12 protein-coding genes are annotated in these 16,469 nt (G+C 40.9%); 6 read left to right on the top strand and 6 right to left on the bottom strand.

Features of this window, described 5'->3' with window-relative positions:
* Positions 1-23: 23 nt before the first annotated feature.
* Positions 24-1,424, top strand: a complete 1,401-nt coding sequence (gene lpdA / locus KHA99_RS27490; RefSeq protein ID WP_213120703.1) for a dihydrolipoyl dehydrogenase — start codon at positions 24-26, stop codon at positions 1,422-1,424.
* 48 nt (positions 1,425-1,472) lie between these two features.
* On the opposite strand, the gene KHA99_RS27485 is transcribed toward lpdA, so the two are convergent.
* Both KHA99_RS27485 and KHA99_RS27480 read right to left on the bottom strand, forming a co-directional pair.
* A complete protein-coding gene (locus KHA99_RS27485) occupies positions 1,473-2,702 on the bottom strand; it encodes a YbfB/YjiJ family MFS transporter (protein WP_213120702.1) in 1,230 nt (409 codons plus the stop codon).
* 186 nt (positions 2,703-2,888) lie between these two features.
* Complete coding sequence (locus tag KHA99_RS27480) at positions 2,889-4,124, bottom strand: M24 family metallopeptidase (protein WP_213120701.1); 1,236 nt, start codon at positions 4,122-4,124, stop codon at positions 2,889-2,891.
* A gap of 515 nt (positions 4,125-4,639) precedes the next feature.
* Here KHA99_RS27480 and KHA99_RS27475 point away from each other — a divergent pair.
* Both KHA99_RS27475 and KHA99_RS27470 read left to right on the top strand, forming a co-directional pair.
* Complete coding sequence (locus KHA99_RS27475; RefSeq protein ID WP_213120700.1) at positions 4,640-5,416, top strand: creatininase; 777 nt, start codon at positions 4,640-4,642, stop codon at positions 5,414-5,416.
* A gap of 58 nt (positions 5,417-5,474) precedes the next feature.
* Positions 5,475-6,878, top strand: coding sequence for an amino acid permease (locus tag KHA99_RS27470; RefSeq protein WP_213120699.1), 1,404 nt, complete (start codon positions 5,475-5,477; stop codon positions 6,876-6,878).
* A 45-nt stretch (positions 6,879-6,923) separates the two neighbouring features.
* Here the strand turns inward: KHA99_RS27470 and KHA99_RS27465 are convergent, their stop codons facing one another.
* Positions 6,924-8,576, bottom strand: coding sequence for a PucR family transcriptional regulator (locus KHA99_RS27465; RefSeq protein ID WP_249366994.1), 1,653 nt, complete (start codon positions 8,574-8,576; stop codon positions 6,924-6,926).
* Positions 8,577-8,909: 333 nt separating this feature from the next.
* On the opposite strand from KHA99_RS27465, the gene KHA99_RS27460 reads away from it, so the two are divergent.
* Positions 8,910-10,556, top strand: a complete 1,647-nt coding sequence (locus KHA99_RS27460; protein ID WP_213120697.1) for a PucR family transcriptional regulator — start codon at positions 8,910-8,912, stop codon at positions 10,554-10,556.
* Between the two features lie 121 nt (positions 10,557-10,677).
* On the opposite strand, the gene hxlB is transcribed toward KHA99_RS27460, so the two are convergent.
* Positions 10,678-11,235 (bottom strand): 6-phospho-3-hexuloisomerase, encoded by a 558-nt coding sequence (hxlB, locus tag KHA99_RS27455; protein ID WP_213120696.1) that lies wholly within the window; start codon positions 11,233-11,235, stop codon positions 10,678-10,680.
* Positions 11,236-11,251: 16 nt separating this feature from the next.
* A complete protein-coding gene (gene hxlA / locus KHA99_RS27450; protein ID WP_213120695.1) occupies positions 11,252-11,893 on the bottom strand; it encodes a 3-hexulose-6-phosphate synthase in 642 nt (213 codons plus the stop codon).
* A 312-nt stretch (positions 11,894-12,205) separates the two neighbouring features.
* Here hxlA and KHA99_RS27445 point away from each other — a divergent pair, with 312 nt between their 5' ends.
* Together KHA99_RS27445 and gnd are read left to right on the top strand one after the other, a co-directional pair.
* On the top strand, positions 12,206-12,877 hold the full coding sequence (locus KHA99_RS27445; protein ID WP_213120694.1) for a GNAT family N-acetyltransferase: 672 nt from the start codon (positions 12,206-12,208) through the stop codon (positions 12,875-12,877).
* Between the two features lie 99 nt (positions 12,878-12,976).
* On the top strand, positions 12,977-14,392 hold the full coding sequence (gene gnd / locus KHA99_RS27440; protein WP_213120693.1) for an NADP-dependent phosphogluconate dehydrogenase: 1,416 nt from the start codon (positions 12,977-12,979) through the stop codon (positions 14,390-14,392).
* Positions 14,393-14,674: 282 nt separating this feature from the next.
* On the opposite strand, the gene KHA99_RS27435 is transcribed toward gnd, so the two are convergent.
* On the bottom strand, positions 14,675-16,432 hold the full coding sequence (locus KHA99_RS27435) for an ABC transporter substrate-binding protein (protein ID WP_213120692.1): 1,758 nt from the start codon (positions 16,430-16,432) through the stop codon (positions 14,675-14,677).
* Positions 16,433-16,469: the final 37 nt, after the last annotated feature.

The raw sequence follows: 16,469 nt of genomic DNA, 5'->3' as shown, positions 1-16,469 counted from the left end.
AGATATAAAAGGAGATATATAGAATGTCAAAGCAATATGATGTTGTCATTATCGGCGGGGGAACAGGCGGGTATGTGTCAGCCATTCGGGCGTCTCAATTAGGTTTAAAAACAGCAGTAGTGGAAAAAGGGAAGCTCGGCGGAACATGTCTTCATGCAGGCTGTATTCCAAGCAAGGCATTGTTGAGAAGTGCGGAAGTATTTGCAAATGCAAAACACGGAGAAAAATTCGGGGTGATTGCTCCTGAAGTCAGCCTGGATTTTCGAAAAGTTCAGGCTCGGAAGGAAGAAATCACGGAACGCTTGTTTAAGGGTGTACAGCATTTGCTGAAAAAGGGAAAAATCGATGTTTATGAAGGTAAAGGCAGGGTTTTAGGGGCAGGTAATGTTTCGGTAAGACTGAACAATGAGGATGAGGATATCCTCTTAAACTGTCAAAATATTTTAATTGCAACAGGTTCCCGCCCAAGGACACTTCCCGGTTTGGAGGCGGACGGGAAGTATGTCATGACATCGGATGAAGCACTGCAAATGGAAGAACTGCCTAGTTCTATTCTGATTGTTGGCGGCGGTGTCATTGGTATCGAATGGGCTTCTATGTTAATTGACTTTGGTTTAGAAGTAACAGTCATCGAATATGCCGATCGCATTTTGCCGACAGAGGATAAAGAAATTTCGAAGGAAGCACAGCGTCTTATGAAGAAAAAAGGCGTAAAAATTGTCACTGGGGCAAAGGTACTGCCAGAAACATTGGAAAAAGGGGAAGGTGTATCGATTAAAGCGGAACTTAAAGGGAAGGAAGTTCCCTATTCCGCCGATAAACTGCTCGTATCAGTCGGAAGACTGGCCAATGTAGAAGGCTTTGGTCTAGAGAATACAACGGTTGCCGTGGAACGTGGAATCATTCAAACGAACGAATTCTATCAAACAAATGAACCGAACATTTATGCCATTGGTGATGTGATTGGCGGCTTGCAGCTTGCCCATGTTGCCTCCCATGAGGGCATCATCGCTGTTGAACATATGGCAGGCGAAAAAACAGCACCGCTCGATTATACGCTTGTTTCAAAATGTATATATTCAAGCCCTGAGGTAGCAAGTGTCGGCCTGACAGAAGATGAGGCAAAAGAAAAAGGATATCAGGTGAAAACCGGTAAATTCGCATTCCGGGCAATCGGTAAAGCGCTTGTGTTTGGGGAAGCAGATGGCTTTGTCAAGCTGGTTGTTGATCAAGAGTCCAATAAGCTGTTAGGGGCTCATATGATTGGACCGCATGTAACCGATATGATTACGGAACTGGGGCTAGCTCAAGTATTAAATGCTACCTCGATGGAGATTGCTCATACCATCCATCCTCATCCGACCTTAGCAGAGGCGATTGGTGAAGCGGCACTGGCAGTTGAGGGTAAGGAAATACATGCCTAATTATTAAAAGGGTAACCCAGTATTGGGTTACCCTTCTTACATAGGAATTCATTCATGGCTTTCCTTTAATTCATGATGCTTCTTTTCGAATAACAGCTTTCCTTTTATTTTTTTATTTAATTGTGTGGATAATACAAAGGCTGCTAGAAGGAGCCCGCTGCAAAGATATAACGCGGAGGGAATTCCACCAAGATAGTCGATGAACCAGCCGCCAAGGCCGGGGCCAATAAATTGTCCGACAGCAAAATAAACAGTGACATAGCCTAAGGCAACAGGGGCATAAGACTGATGAACCTGCTCTGTTGAAAGGGCTTGGATTAGTGAGAGCATTCCGACGTAAGTAATCCCCCACAGGAATTGACAGATGACAAACCCAAGGTAAACCGGAAATATGATCGGGATGATCATGGAGACGGCACCTAGAAAAAGGGTAATAAGCATGGACGTTTTCCTGCCAATTTTGTCCGAAATCGTTCCCCACAACGGCCCGCTAAAGATAGACATAATGCTTCCCAAAGACATGATATGGCCAGCAGAATATTGATTAATATGTGAGTCTAATAAAAAACTAAAAAGGAAACTTTGTGGAATTAAATAAGCAAATCCTATCAACCCATAAATGACTGCAACCAGGACAACCTTTTTATTTAGGTACACATCATGAACAAAAGAATGTCCCTTTTGATCAGTTTTATGTAACACTGTCGGAGGGTCTCGAAGGATTCGATAGGAAACAAAGGAGGAAAGAAGAGTAACGAAACTGAATAAAAGCCATAGATATCGCCAGCCATTGGTGGAAAACCAATCAGTAAAGACTGGTATTAGTAAGCTTGAAATTAGTGACCCTAATCCTAAACCGCTAATAATAAAGCCAATCATCATTCCTCTTTGCTGCGGGTACCATCCCACCACGATATTTACCAGCGGGGTATAGGTGAAAGCAGCCCCGATCCCTAACAGCACCATTCCAACTAAACAGCTAAGAAAAGTTTGCGTCCAGGTTAAATAGACTAAACCACAGGTGACAAGCAAGGTCCCGATGATGATTAACTTCCTCGATCCCCATTTCGCCGCAAATATGCCTACAAAGAGAACTAGGCTCAAATAGCCGACAGCAGTAACTGTGCCCAATAATCCGGCCTGCTGGTAAGTAAGTGATAAACTATCTTTCATAAAGGGCATTAGAATCCCATAAGACATCCTGCCAAAGCCAATTACACATAAAGATACCAATGTGGATGTCAAGGCATACTTCCAAATTTGCTGGTTTTTCTTCATTTATTTCTAATGCTCCTTTCGGCATAAATTAATAGCTGTTTCAGCAGCATTTCTACTGTAATATAGAGATAGAGTCTAGGCAGGGAGCTCCTGCTATAAAAATAGTATTTTGCTTTATAATCGAATAGAACTGGGGGTTATGAACCCCCAGTTCTAGCAAATTTTTTTAAAAGTTTAGTGCCTAAATTACTTTTTAATAATGTTATATTCAGGGCCGAATGGGAAGCCTGTGATATCTTCAGCAGTACCATCTTCATTAATAACTAGGATATCGTGCTCACGGTATCCGCCGGCACCTGGCTGTCCTTCAGGAATATTGAAGCATGGCTCCATAGAAACGACCATTCCTGGTTGAAGAACTGTTTCGATATCTTCGCGGAATTCCAGCCCGCCTTCACGGCCATAGTAGTGTGATAGAACCCCGAAAGAGTGACCATAACCGAATGTACGGTTTTTAACTAAATCATGCTCACGGAACATTTCATTTAACTCTGCACAGATATCTTTACATACTGCACCAGACTTGATTAATTCAATACCGCGTTTGTGTACTGCAACGTTGATTTCCCAGTATTTAAGATGGGCATCAGAAACTTCTTCCAAGAACATCGTACGCTCTAAAGCTGTATAGTAACCTGCAATCATCGGGAATGTGTTAAGGCTTAGGATATCACCTTTTTGTACTTGTCTAGATGTAGCCCAGCTATGAGCACCATCAGTATTAATACCAGACTGGAACCATACCCATGTGTCTCTTAATTCAGACTGCGGATATAATTTTGCAATTTCGCGAGTCATTGCTTGCGTTCCGGCAAGAGCTACTTCGTATTCAGGCACACCTTCACGGATTGCTTCAACAACTGCATAACCGCCAATGTCAGCGATCCTTGCACCATTTTTAATGTGTTGGATTTCTTCTGCAGATTTGATCCAACGTGATCTCTGAATATCGTGAGAAACATCGACTAATTCAAAGTTTGGAAATGCGTCAACAAATTTTCTGCGAAGATCAACTGATACATTGTCTTCTTCAATACCGATACGGCCATTTTTAACTCCGGCTTCTTCCAAAACTTTTAGGATTGCAAAGAAGTAGTTGTCTCTTCTCCAGTCAGTGTAAACGATATTTTCATCGAAGCTTCTTCTCCAAGGCATACCGCCATCGATGTTGGCACTGACTGTTACATGTTTGTTTTGTGTAACAACTAGTCCATAATTCCGATTGAAAGAAGTAAATAAGAAATCGCTGTAATAGTTAATGTTATGGTAAGAAGTGAATAGTACAGCGTCAATATCTTTTGAAGCCATGTAATTGCGAAGGTTTGTATTACGGCGCTCCATTTCAGCTTTTGAGAAAGTTCCTTTAAACTTTTCGCCGTTGTGCAGAATTTTCGTTCTTTCAAGATCTGTGATTTGTTGCATGTTTCTTCTCCTGCCTTCCTGATAATAAAATTTATTTTTAAACTTTGCTAACCTGAAAATCAAAGTCTTCTATTCTTATGTACTTATAGCAACCACCGCCAATTTTTTAATATTTTGAAAACTACCTGATATAATTTCATCTTACAACCGATATTCCGTGTTAACAATTGGATGTTCATGCTTAATATTTGATTTAAAAACAGGGGATATTTTGTGCACGCAGTACAAGATAGGTCCAATACATTGAAAGCTAGTTTGTAGAAATCTCCTCTTTTGCTTGTCATTTTGTTGTATTTGTCTAAAATAGATATAAAATTATGTACAATTTTCCGAAAATTCAGCACTTTGGGTCAATAGTAATCGTTTTCATAGGGTGTTAAGATTTAAAAAACAAAGCCATTAGCAGCTAGGAGGATACATGACAGAAGTTGGGAGGTAACAATAGGATTTCAGATTAATGAAGGCAGTTTCAGCACGTGATGCAGAAGATTATTACAATTGAAAGGAGTAGAGGAATGAATCGTCTTATTAGTAATATGACCTGGAAAGAATATCGTGACAAAGTAGAGAATGGGCTCTTAATATTGCCTGTCGGCTCTACAGAACAACATGGCCCCCATTTGCCGCTTGGTGTTGACACAATCATCGCGACGCAGTTTAGCTTAGCTATCGCCCAGGAAGTAAATGCGGTAGTAGCCCCAACAGTATCCTATGGGTATAAATCACTTCCGGCCTCAGGCGGCGGGCCGATGTTCCCGGGAACGATTGATCTAAACGGCTCTACTTTAACCTCATTAGTATACGATTTATTGAAAGAGTTCGCAGCTGATGGCTGGAAGCAAATTCTCATTTTCAGTGCCCATTATGAGAATGAGGCATTTCTTTCGGAAGCTTGCGATCTCTTGCTTCGAAATCAAACAGAAGAGTTTCCTAAGGTATTAATTTGCAATTGGTGGGATAATCTATCAGCTGAAACCATTTCAAAAGTATTTAATGAAGTAAAATTCCCGGGCTGGGCCCTGGAGCACGCAGCAATCTCAGAAACTTCCTTAATGATGCATTTTTCACCAGAACTTGTTAACGAAGATTTGATAACGGATGATGGAATGGTTAGTCCTCCAACGTATCAATGCTTTCCTCCTGATAAATCGCTTATCCCGCCTACAGGATGCTTGCATTCAGCACGATCCAGCTCTTCTGCAAAAGGAAAACTAATCGTAGAAGATGCAACAAAAACAATAGTTTCCTTTTTGAAAAAAGAATTCTCCTTAGATTTGGTCACCTTTAAATAGTCTCCATTTGTTTGTTTTACATCTAAACAAAAAATAATCTTTAATAAGGGGAGATTTTATGAACCAGGAAGGACAACTGCAAAAAGGCCTAAAGATTAGGCATTTGACAATGATTGCTTTTGGCGGCTCAATCGGTGCGGGTTTATTTGTGGGGAGCGGGGCTATCATCCAGATGACAGGTCCGGCTGCTGTAATTACAGCATTATTGGCGGGGATCCTAGTCATTCTTATTATGAGAATGCTCGGGGAAATGGTTGTTGCTAAGCCATCATTAGGATCATTTTCAGATTATGCACGCGAGGCACTGGGAAATTGGGCGGGTTTCACCGTGGGCTGGCTGTACTGGTATTTCTGGGTTATTGTTATTGCAGTAGAAGCAATTGCCGGGGCTGCTATATTAAGAGATTGGTTGTTTCCTAATGTATCTCTCTGGGCTTTAAATCTAATCTTGCTTGTAGCCTTAACGATCACGAATATATTTTCAGTTAAAGCCTATGGTGAATTTGAGTATTGGTTTTCATTAATTAAAATTGTTGCCATTACTTTATTTCTTACCCTAGGTGGCGCCTACATTTTTGGTTTATTACCTGGCACAGAAATGCACTTGTCTAACTTAACATCACATGGCGGATTTATTCCTAAAGGTCCTGGAATCGTCTTTATCGCTGTTGCTACCATTATTTTTTCCTTCGTTGGTTCCGAAATCGTAACAATTGCAGCTGCTGAGTCGGTAGAATCTGAAAAGGCAGTCGTAAAAGCGGTAAACTCTGTTATTGTCCGAATCATGACGTTCTATGTAGGGTCCGTCTTTATTATCGTAAGTGTTATTCCTTGGAATGATGCTAAAGCGCTTACAAATCCGTATGTTAGTGCACTTAAAGTAATGGGGATGCCATACGCTGATACGATTATGAACCTGGTTGTTGTAACAGCCGTCCTTTCATGTTTGAACTCCGGCATATACACTGCTTCGAGGATGTTATTTGCTCTGGGGGATAAAGGAGACGCCCCTAAATGGATTACACAAGTGACAAAAAGAGGAGTCCCGTTAAAAGCAATCCTGACATGTACGATATTTGGATTCATTTCCGTCATTATGGCTTTCGTATCACCAGATACAGTGTTTCAATTCTTACTGAACTCTTCCGGAGCTATTGCGCTGTTCGTCTACTTATTAATCGCTATTTCGCAGCTAATACTTCGCAAAAAGATCGAGCGTGAAGAGCCTGAGCGTCTTAAATTACGGATGTGGGCATACCCGTATCTGACAATTTTGGCCAGTTTATCAATCATCGCGGTCATCACGACAATGGCTTTTAACGCTAGTACCCGGTCTCAGTTTACCTTAAGCATACTTAGTGCCGTTGTAGTAGTCATCATTTATGCCATTAAAACGAACCTATCCCGGAAAAAATCAATAAATGCTAACATCCTTAATCCTGAAATAACTAATGCTGAATAGCGTGAAAAAGGTCTAATGGGAGTTCCCCATTAGACCTTTTTTAGATTATGCTATATCGCCTTCTAGTTCATTTTTCTGATCCGATTCTTTGTATTCAGTGGCCAATGATTCAAGGTCAAGAGCTACCTGAATCCAAAATTGGCATCGTGGCGACGTTAAGCTTTCATCAAAAAGTTGTTCGATTCTTTTAATGCGATAGCGTAAAGTATTAAGATGAATGTGAAGCTCTTTTGTTACCTTATCACGATTATAGTTATTTAATGCAAGGCATTTTAACGTTTCGTATAGAGTTGTTCCATGTTCAGTCAATAATTCCTTTGGTAAGATGATTGTTCTAAATTCCATCGCTTTTTTGGGGCTTAGTCCTCCGTAAAGGAACATTTCACGTTTCAATTGGTCAGAAAAGTAGGTACCCCCCGAATGGCTTTGATGGAGGACTAAAGGCGCTAAAGCTTTAGCCTCATGGTAACTTTCTTTAAAAGACAAAACGTGTTGTTTTGTTTCTCCTAATACCACGACGGGAGCTGTTTGGGCAGTTGTATTTCTTAAATTATTTTGTAAATGATTGACTGCTTGTTTAATAGGAGCTTTATCTAGATTAGATGATATAAATAGGACTAACTGCTCCTTATATATCTCGCAAAAGCCGTTCAACCCTTCGGTTTCATCAATCCATTTTTTACATTCATCACGTATTGACTCCATTCCAATTGAGAGGGGAGAAGTAAGCTTGTTTACCCCGACAAGGATAAGCCCTGCCAGCCAATGGTTTTGTTGTTGTTCGATTCTAAGCTCCTGAATTTTTTCTTCTATGACGATTGAGGCAGTTTCAGGATTTTCAAGCAGAAGTTCCAGTAATTCTAGACGTAACTGCCTGCTTCTTGCCTCGAGATCTTGATTATTTATAACGATATCACTCAGGATGTCTGCGGCAAAATTGAGGCTATATGCAAACTCTTCTTTTAATTCTTGTTCCGGACATATCAGCCATAGAGTACCCCTTTCTTTTCCCTCTATCTTTATCGGAACGTTCATAGTATAGGGCGGGGTATTGTTAGTTAAATATAAGGTTTTTACATTATTCATCTGCTGATGGGAGTGACTGTTTTGAATAAAAGTGTTTATGCACTTTTGGAAATTAACACGTTCTCCTCCGTTTGGAGACGCCTTTACAAAGATTTGATTGGCAGTATCCGTTATCGCAACTGGGCAATTAAGATAATCGGCAAGAATTTCGCAAATTGACGAGTAACTGGGAGAAGATTGTAATTTATCTTTGAGTTCAATTGGAACCCGGGCGGATCGCTCCATTTTCTTATAGTTGCGGTCTATAATTTCTAGATGAATATGTTCGGTAATTTTCACGAACGGGACATTATATGGGACCTCGATAATAGGAATGGAATTTTTTTCACCAAATTCTAATGCTGCAGCAGGGCATCCGGTTAAGTATCGTCCGGTGGCAAAGAGAATACCCGAAATTTGGTTGCGAAGAAAAGAGTTGAGAAGTCTTTCTTCCGCTTGTTTATTTTGTGGCCATACTTGTCCACATGTCAAAAGAAATTCTCCTCCCTCTAAAAAGAGGCCTACGTCCTCAGTATCCATTACATGAACCCAGCGAACCTTCCGGCTTAAACCGCCCTTCCCGGCATGGACCACCGCTTTCTGAAGTTCAGGGAAATGTAAAACTTCTCTCATTGTAATCATAGCGCTCACTCCTTAATTCTAAAATTACAAATATAGCGCTTTCATAATGGGCGTAAAAAGAAAATCGCTGCTGCAAACATAAAGATAGTATAGGGTCTAGAAGTGCAGAAAACGTATGTAAGTGTTAAAATAAATATAGTAAATATTAATAAGATTCAGAAAACTAAGTTTATAAAGTTAGAACGACTTTTTAATATTTTATCATAAAAATATTAACTTAATAAGATTAGCATTATTTAAAATCTTGTGCAATTGTACTATAATGCTAAAAAAAGGCAATTGATTTTTGAATTTTCTATATATTCAGCACAAGGGGGAAACTGCGTGATAACAGTTAAAGAGGCATTGCAGCTGCCACAATTGAGCAGTATAACAGTCCGTTCCGGTCATAAAGGGCTGTATCGAAGAGTTCGCTGGTCTCACGCTTTTGAATATGATGATGTGCAGCACTTTCTTGAGGGAGGGGAACTGCTTTTAACTAGCGGACAAAGCTGGCCAAAAGAGAAGGAATTAGAAGATAAACTGCTTGAGGGATATCTACGCTATCAAATTTCAGGTATTCTATTTGCGACCGGACGTTACTTGACAGAATGCCCTCCAGCCGCCTTGGAATTTGGAGAAAAATATGCGATTCCTGTTTTAGAAGCACCCTACCATGTACCATTTGTTAAAATCACACATGCGATTCATATAGAAATTATGAACCGCAAAATTAGAAAAAGAGAATTAGCTGCACAACTGCCTATTAAACTTGCTAAGGAATTAGGAGAGACAACTAGCAGAATAAAAGTTTGCGAGCTTTTAAGCGAACATTTGAAATGTCCAGTCGTCATTACCGATTCAGAGAACAAAGTACTTGAACAAGCAGTTCCAAATGAAACCAGCATCAACCTGTCAAAAGTATTGAGTCCACTTATTCCAATTTTCCAAAAAGGTTTATCAGATTGTCTGCTTGACGACAGACCGATAGAAACTCAAGTACAGGTTATCAGCGAACAAACTAAAACTTTTGTTGTTCCACTTCAAATAGAAGGGGATATTTGGGGAGCTCTTTGGATTTTACCCTCAGGTAAAGACTTGACGGAGGAACAGGTTCCTATCCTTGAATTTGCGGCAGCTCTCCTTATCGATCAGGTACTACATAACAAGGAAACGGAGCTGAAAAATAGACAGTTACGTTTGGAATTACTGGAGTTTCTAATCGAAAATCCGCAAGAAGCCCCCGCCATTATGGAAGAAAAAGTACAAGAGCTGGGCTTTTTACGGGGCACAAATTGGCTTGCGGGTCTGATTCTCTTTGATGAAAATAAGCATGGGCCTCAGGAGCGGGAAGAGATGGACAAGCTGCTGGATGAATGTGAACAATGGATCGAGGATACAGCTGAAGTTGACGGATTATGCGAGATATATGAGAATCAGTTTGTTCTAATCCTGTCTTTCAGCGGAGATCAAATACGAATCGAAGGTGAATTAAAGCGCTTACAAAACAACATCAACAAAAGCTGCCCTAAAAGTACCCCGGTGCTGATATTGGGGGAAACAAAGCCGCGCGTTTCATCCCTAGCTGAAAGCTACCGCGAGGCCAAAGCTTTAGTGCCCATCGTTTTATACAAAAGTCAAACAGAGGGGCCTTATTTTGCCGGACGATTTAGGCGTGAACTGCTTATTTATGGGGGATTGAGTTTGGATAAGGCTGAGCAATTACGGAACTTAATTCTGCCTAAGGAACTGCTTACTGAGCGTGGTTTCATATTCTATGAGACGCTAAAATGTCTCGCCTCGCTTGAGTACAACCGGGAAAGCGCCGCAAAAGCTATGCATATTCACCGGAATACCTTAAGGTATCGAATTGAACGGATTGAAGAACTCATTGGGGACAGCTTGTCATCTACGAGTTGTCAATTTTGGATTAAAGTTGCGCTCGACCTTGAATCATTGTCAAATCAAGCAGTTGTAAATGATAGAAAATAGTTTTTCTAAAAGTAAAAACAGCTTCACCAGGTGGTGAAGCTGTTTTAAAGTTTGCTAATAAGAAATTCAACTACGCCTCTGTCTTTCGTCCTAACGGACTCGCCAATCGGCGAGTTTTCATTTATTCTAAATTTGCATGTCTGCCATACATAACGCCTGACTCTAAACCCTTCTTGCTCATGATCCTTAAGATGGTGGCATCAAAGTAAAGTAAGAGGGTTTGCTCAAATAATGAGCCCATCGGTTGAATGGTTTTGTAATCACTATCCGCACCAGCTTTTGGTTTAGCCGGGATTTTAATGGCTACATCGCTTAATCTGCCAATGGTTGATTCTGGAGAAATCGTAACAACTGCAACGGTGGCATCGATTGATTTAGCCTTTTCTGCCATTGAGACGAGACTTTTCGTTTCACCTGATCCGGAAGCAATTATTAAAATATCATCTTCCTGCAGGCTAGGGGTTACTGTTTCACCAACAACATAAGCATCTAACCCCATATGCATCAAGCGCATCACAAAGGATTTGGCCATAAATCCAGATCTTCCGGCACCGGCTACAAACACTTTTCTGGCTTCAAGAATTCTGTCTACTAATCTTTCAGAATCCTCTTCGGTGATTTGGCCGATTGTCCGATCTACCTCTTTTACAATTTCTGTAGCATACTTAAGAGTTGTCATAATTGAATGGCCCTTCTTACACTAAAACATGTTGCTTAATCATGTCTTGCATTTTAGCCGCAACAGCTTTTTTGTCAGCTTGGTTAGCAATACCGCCGCCGACAATGACAAGATCAGGATTTGATTTAAGAACTTCTGGAAGAGTTTCTAATTTAATACCGCCAGCGATTGCAGTTTTTGCATTTTTCACGACACTTTTAAGTGTTTCAAGATCCTTAAAGGAGTTTTGACCCTTTGCTTGCAGGTCGTAACCTGTATGAACACAAATATAGTCTACACCCATTGCGTCAACTTCTGCCGCGCGCTTTGCAATATCTTTTACAGCGATTAAATCGATAAGGATCTTTTTGCCTTGTTTTTTCGCTTCTGCAACTGCACCTTTGATAGACTCGTCTTCTGCAACTGCTAGAATAGTAACGATATCAGCACCATGTTCTGCTGCTTTTAAAACTTCGTACCCTGCTGCATCCATTGTTTTCGTGTCAGCTAGTACTTTTAATTGAGGGAATGCTTCTTTAACAGCTTTTACTGCTTGAAGACCTTCAATTTTAACAACTGGTGTACCGATTTCTACAATATCGATGTAATCTTTAACTTCCTCCACCAATTTAATTGCTTCTTCAGTATTTACTAGGTCTAGGGCTAATTGTAATTCCATTTTCTCCACTCCTTCGATTATTTGGTTGCTACAATGTCATTATAATTTGCAATTTTCCAAAAACAAAGTATGCACTTTTTTTTCATATAGTGTTAAAAATGACACTGTAAAGGCGTGCCGAAAAGACATATGAACCTGTTTTAAATTTTGGCACCATCTAACAAACTAGGTGTTTTTTTTAGCACTATCTAACAAAAAAGTGTGTACTTGTTAAAACTCAAAATGTACCCAATAATAACTATAACGCCATTTTTATCCATATGGAATTTAAGCGAAAAAAAAGATGAAACCATCAAAAGGAGAGTGGAAAATATGGAATACTATCGAATTAATAGTATACAAGATCCTTATTTTAAACAGTTGCATCAGTTGATGGGAGAAGTGTTCCCTCCGGAAGAAGTGCTGGAATTTGATTTGTGGAAAGAGCCTTTGGAAGACCCAAATATTCGGGTTTTTGTGGCCGTTGAAAATAATAAAGTAGTAGGAGCGACAGAATACCGCTATTATAAAGACTTTAATATCGCGATGACTGATTTTACGATTATTGGCCAAGCAGGGCTGGGGATTGGCCCGTTTTTGGCAAATAAGAGGTTAGAAGATTTAAAAGCTTTAGCGGCAGATAACGGAGAAGAGTTGTATGGTATGTTTGCCGAGATTTACGATCCGTACCAAGTAGAGGATCATAAATTCGGCGGTGTTAAGCCGATGGATCCCTATGTCCGCCGCGAGGTATTGTCGCATCTTGGCTATAAACGCCTAGATTTTCCTTATGTCCATCCATCCTGGAACAATGATGGTGAGCCTGTAACCGGGCTCGATCTTTGTTTTCTTCCGACCGATGACAACATGAAGGAACTTCCCGCAAGCCTAATTGTGAAATTCCTAAAACGATATTATTCCGTTTTATCAAACAAACCAATTTCATGGTACGTAATGGTGCAGAACTTAGAAAAAAATAAACAGGTTCAGCTGCAGCCAATTTAGGTAAAACGAAATTGGCTGCAAGCAAAGCAACCACATTCAAGGTAATGAGAAATGCGCCGCAATATGCTTTATTCTTGAATAGAAAGGAAGAATAATATTTTGCCAAAACAACAGATTGGTGTAATTGGTTTAGCAGTAATGGGGAAAAACCTTGCATTAAATATTGAAAGCCGGGGATATACCGTCTCGGTTTATAACCGTTCCTCAGATAAGACGGAAATCTTTTTAAGCAAAGAAGCAGCAGGTAAAAGGATTGTCGGCACTTATAGTGTTGAAGAGTTTATACGTTCATTAGAAAGACCCCGAAAAATTTTGTTAATGGTTCAAGCTGGTTCGGCGACAGACGCAACCATCCAATCCTTACAACCCTATCTTAAAGAAGGGGACATTATTATTGATGGAGGCAATACATTTTTTCAAGATACCATTAGACGGAATAAAGAATTAGCGGAGTCGGGCATTCATTTTATTGGTACAGGTGTTTCGGGAGGCGAAGAAGGAGCATTAAAGGGTCCTTCCATCATGCCTGGCGGACAGAAGGAAGCATATGAATTGATGAAACCCATTTTGGAGGCGATTTCCGCAAAGGTAGAAGGGGATGCTTGCTGCACGTATATCGGACCAAATGGTGCCGGACATTATGTGAAAATGGTGCATAATGGAATTGAATATGGCGATATGCAGTTAATATCAGAGGCCTATTTTATTATGAAGCAGCTGCTGGGTTTAACTGCACAGGAGCTTCACGAAGTATTTTTAGAGTGGAACAAAGGGGAATTGGACAGTTATTTAATTGAGATCACAGCCAATATTTTTGCAAAGGTGGACGAACAAACAGGCAAGCCGCTGGTTGATGTCATTTTGGATTCGGCCGGGCAAAAAGGCACAGGCAAGTGGACAAGCCAGAATGCCCTAGATTTGGGAGTTCCGCTTCCGATTATCACCGAATCGGTATTTTCCCGTTTTATTTCTGCAATGAAAGACGAGCGCGTGAAGGCTAGCAAATTGTTAAAAGGGCCAAAAGCAACTGTCTTTGAAGGTAAAAGAGAAGTGTTCATAGAGGCGGTAAGAAAAGCCTTATATATGAGTAAAATCTGTTCCTATGCACAAGGATTTGCCCAAATGCGGACTGCGTCAGAAGAATATGATTGGAATCTTCGTTATGGTGAAATCGCCATGATATTCCGCGGCGGATGTATTATTCGGGCGCAATTTTTGCAAAAGATTAAAGAGGCATATGACCGGAATCCAGGTCTTACGAACCTATTATTGGATACTTATTTTCAAGAAATTGCCGAAACCTATCAATCTTCGTTACGAGAAGTAGTTGCTGTAGCCATTACATCCGGCATTCCGGTACCCGCTTTTTCGAGTGCAATCGCCTATTATGATAGTTATCGTTCAGAAACCCTGCCGGCTAATCTCCTTCAAGCACAACGGGACTACTTTGGAGCACACACGTATCAGCGTATTGATAGAGAGGGTATTTTTCATACTGAATGGTTGGAAAAATAAAAAGTTCTAATTAGGACCCTAGGCTTAGCCGAGGGTTTTTTATTTTTTAAAAGCAATTTGCAAATGAAGGGAAATAAGTACAGAGATGAAGACTAAACCGGCCCATGCCAGTGTGGAAAATGGTCTTCATAAGGTATATGAAGACCAAAACGGCTTGTCTGGGGGGCAGAATTGTCTTTCACATCCCCCTTCTTAGGAAGTTTTATGAGTGTCTCGGACGGTTCTTCTGTATCATTTTTGTCCAGAGACATGAATTGATACATGAGAACCGTCTCCGTCCCCTTACGTCAGATCCGGTTTAATCCAGATATTTTTAAAATCAACTTGTCCGTGGGCATTTAACTTTACACCTCTAATGGATGGGTCGAAGGTGGACTCAATGCTTTTATGAACCAGAAAGACGACCGCCTGCTGTGAAATTAGACGTGCCTGCATATCTGAAAATATCAGCGAACGGTCCTTTTCAGTCGAAGTCGAGAGAATGGCTTCTATCTTTCTATCAATAAAATCCGTGGTGCTCTGACTTAGATGCTGCCGTAAAAAGCTAAAGCCGGATTTGTAGAGTTCGAGTTTCGACAATTCCTTTTCTCCCCACACAGCCTCAAATAAAATACAGTCTGCTTGATCGATATATTCCTCTTTCAGTATTTCATCCCAGCCGAGAATCGTTACCTCAATCAAGATGCCATATTGGGCGGCTTCGGTTTTAATCCATTCTGCATCAGGTTGATGACGGTCATAGGTGAAAAGTTGAACAGGTTCTCCATGATAGTCTGATGTCTGCATAAGAAACCCAATTTCCTTATCCTCCACGTTTGGGGAAGTCGCGAGTAGCGAGTGGTGCATTTCAAAACTAAAAGAAGGGGCCATCCTTGGCGGCCCAAGATCAGCAATTAGTTTCTTTCGGTCAATCAGTTTATTTAAAGCTTGCCGAAAATGAATGTTTTGCAGCGGGCCGGTCTTTTTCCGCAAATTGAACGTAAACAGGGTGCTTCCTTCATAACTTCCTTTAATGCGTTCATGGCCCGAATTGCCAAAGTATTGGCCTTCGCCTGTGTTGACAAAAATGCTGCTTTTATCCTCTAACAATTCTACTTCATACTCTTTTGGCACATTCAAGATTTCAAACCGGTCGATGAAGGGCCTTCCTTCATAATAATGGGGATTGGCTTCGAGAACGCAGTAATTGGCATTGTATGTATGAACCATGAAAGGTCCAGATCCGATATAACCCGTACTCCCTAAAGGAATAATCGAGAGAGCCGGAAAGCTGAGGAAGGGCAGGAATAGGGCATTTTGTTTGTACAAATGGAAGCGTACTGCATACGGGTCCAAACATTCGATGGAACGGATATTCTCGACAAGCCATAATTGTTTAAAATCCGGTCGGGTAAGCAATGAAAACGTGTCATGTATGTCTTTCGAGGTCAGTTCCGTACCGTTGTGGAACAGGATTCCTTTTTTTAGATAGAACGTCCACTCTGTTTGATCCTCGTTGCATTCCCAATGATGGGCCAGTTTTCCCGCCGCTTTTTCAGATGAAAAATCATATGCAACAATCGTGTCATACACCTGCCTGATGAGATGGACGTCAAAGTCGAAGAAAGCTTGTGAAGGAATCATGGAATTGAAGGTGCGAAACATAGGGAGACGGATGATATCCTTCACTTCTTGTTTTTCGTAGCCGAAAAAATGAGTCAGCCATTGCAAAAGTTTGTTTTTTAAAGCGGGAGTGCCGTAACGTGCGGCAAGCTCCAATCCCTCCGTAATCTGTCCGGTTTTGAAAAGAGCAACCGCTTCGGCAAATACAGCATCGTCAACCGATTTTAAAAAAGTAAGGTGGGATTTGTTCCCGCGCCCGCGGCCGGGTGAAAAGGACACCAAGCCGGATTCCGCCAGCTTTGTTAAGATAAACTTTGCATTACGCTGCGAACAAAACAGAATGTTCGCAAGCTCTTCCATCGTGGTCGGAAAGGGTGCTTGATCAGGTTGATGCTTATAAAAATCCCGAATGGCTTTGTAGTCCTCGATTAATCTCATGTTCTCCCCCCTAAAAACTCGAAATAAAACCGCATCA

The sequence above is a fragment of the Neobacillus rhizophilus genome, assembly GCF_018343535.1.
Classification (GTDB): Bacteria; Bacillota; Bacilli; order Bacillales; family Cytobacillaceae; genus Neobacillus; species Neobacillus rhizophilus.
This window is presented reverse-complemented; position numbering and strand designations above follow the sequence as displayed.

Coding starts and splice junctions, on each gene's coding strand:
- KHA99_RS27465 (WP_249366994.1), bottom strand. CDS start 8,576: ATGAGAGAAGTTTTACATTTCCCTGAACTTCAGAAAGCGGTGGTCCAT.
- KHA99_RS27435 (WP_213120692.1), bottom strand. CDS start 16,432: ATGAGATTAATCGAGGACTACAAAGCCATTCGGGATTTTTATAAGCAT.
- KHA99_RS27475 (WP_213120700.1), top strand. CDS start 4,640: ATGAATCGTCTTATTAGTAATATGACCTGGAAAGAATATCGTGACAAA.
- lpdA (WP_213120703.1), top strand. CDS start 24: ATGTCAAAGCAATATGATGTTGTCATTATCGGCGGGGGAACAGGCGGG.
- hxlA (WP_213120695.1), bottom strand. CDS start 11,893: ATGGAATTACAATTAGCCCTAGACCTAGTAAATACTGAAGAAGCAATT.
- hxlB (WP_213120696.1), bottom strand. CDS start 11,235: ATGACAACTCTTAAGTATGCTACAGAAATTGTAAAAGAGGTAGATCGG.
- KHA99_RS27470 (WP_213120699.1), top strand. CDS start 5,475: ATGAACCAGGAAGGACAACTGCAAAAAGGCCTAAAGATTAGGCATTTG.
- KHA99_RS27445 (WP_213120694.1), top strand. CDS start 12,206: ATGGAATACTATCGAATTAATAGTATACAAGATCCTTATTTTAAACAG.
- KHA99_RS27485 (WP_213120702.1), bottom strand. CDS start 2,702: ATGAAGAAAAACCAGCAAATTTGGAAGTATGCCTTGACATCCACATTG.
- KHA99_RS27480 (WP_213120701.1), bottom strand. CDS start 4,124: ATGCAACAAATCACAGATCTTGAAAGAACGAAAATTCTGCACAACGGC.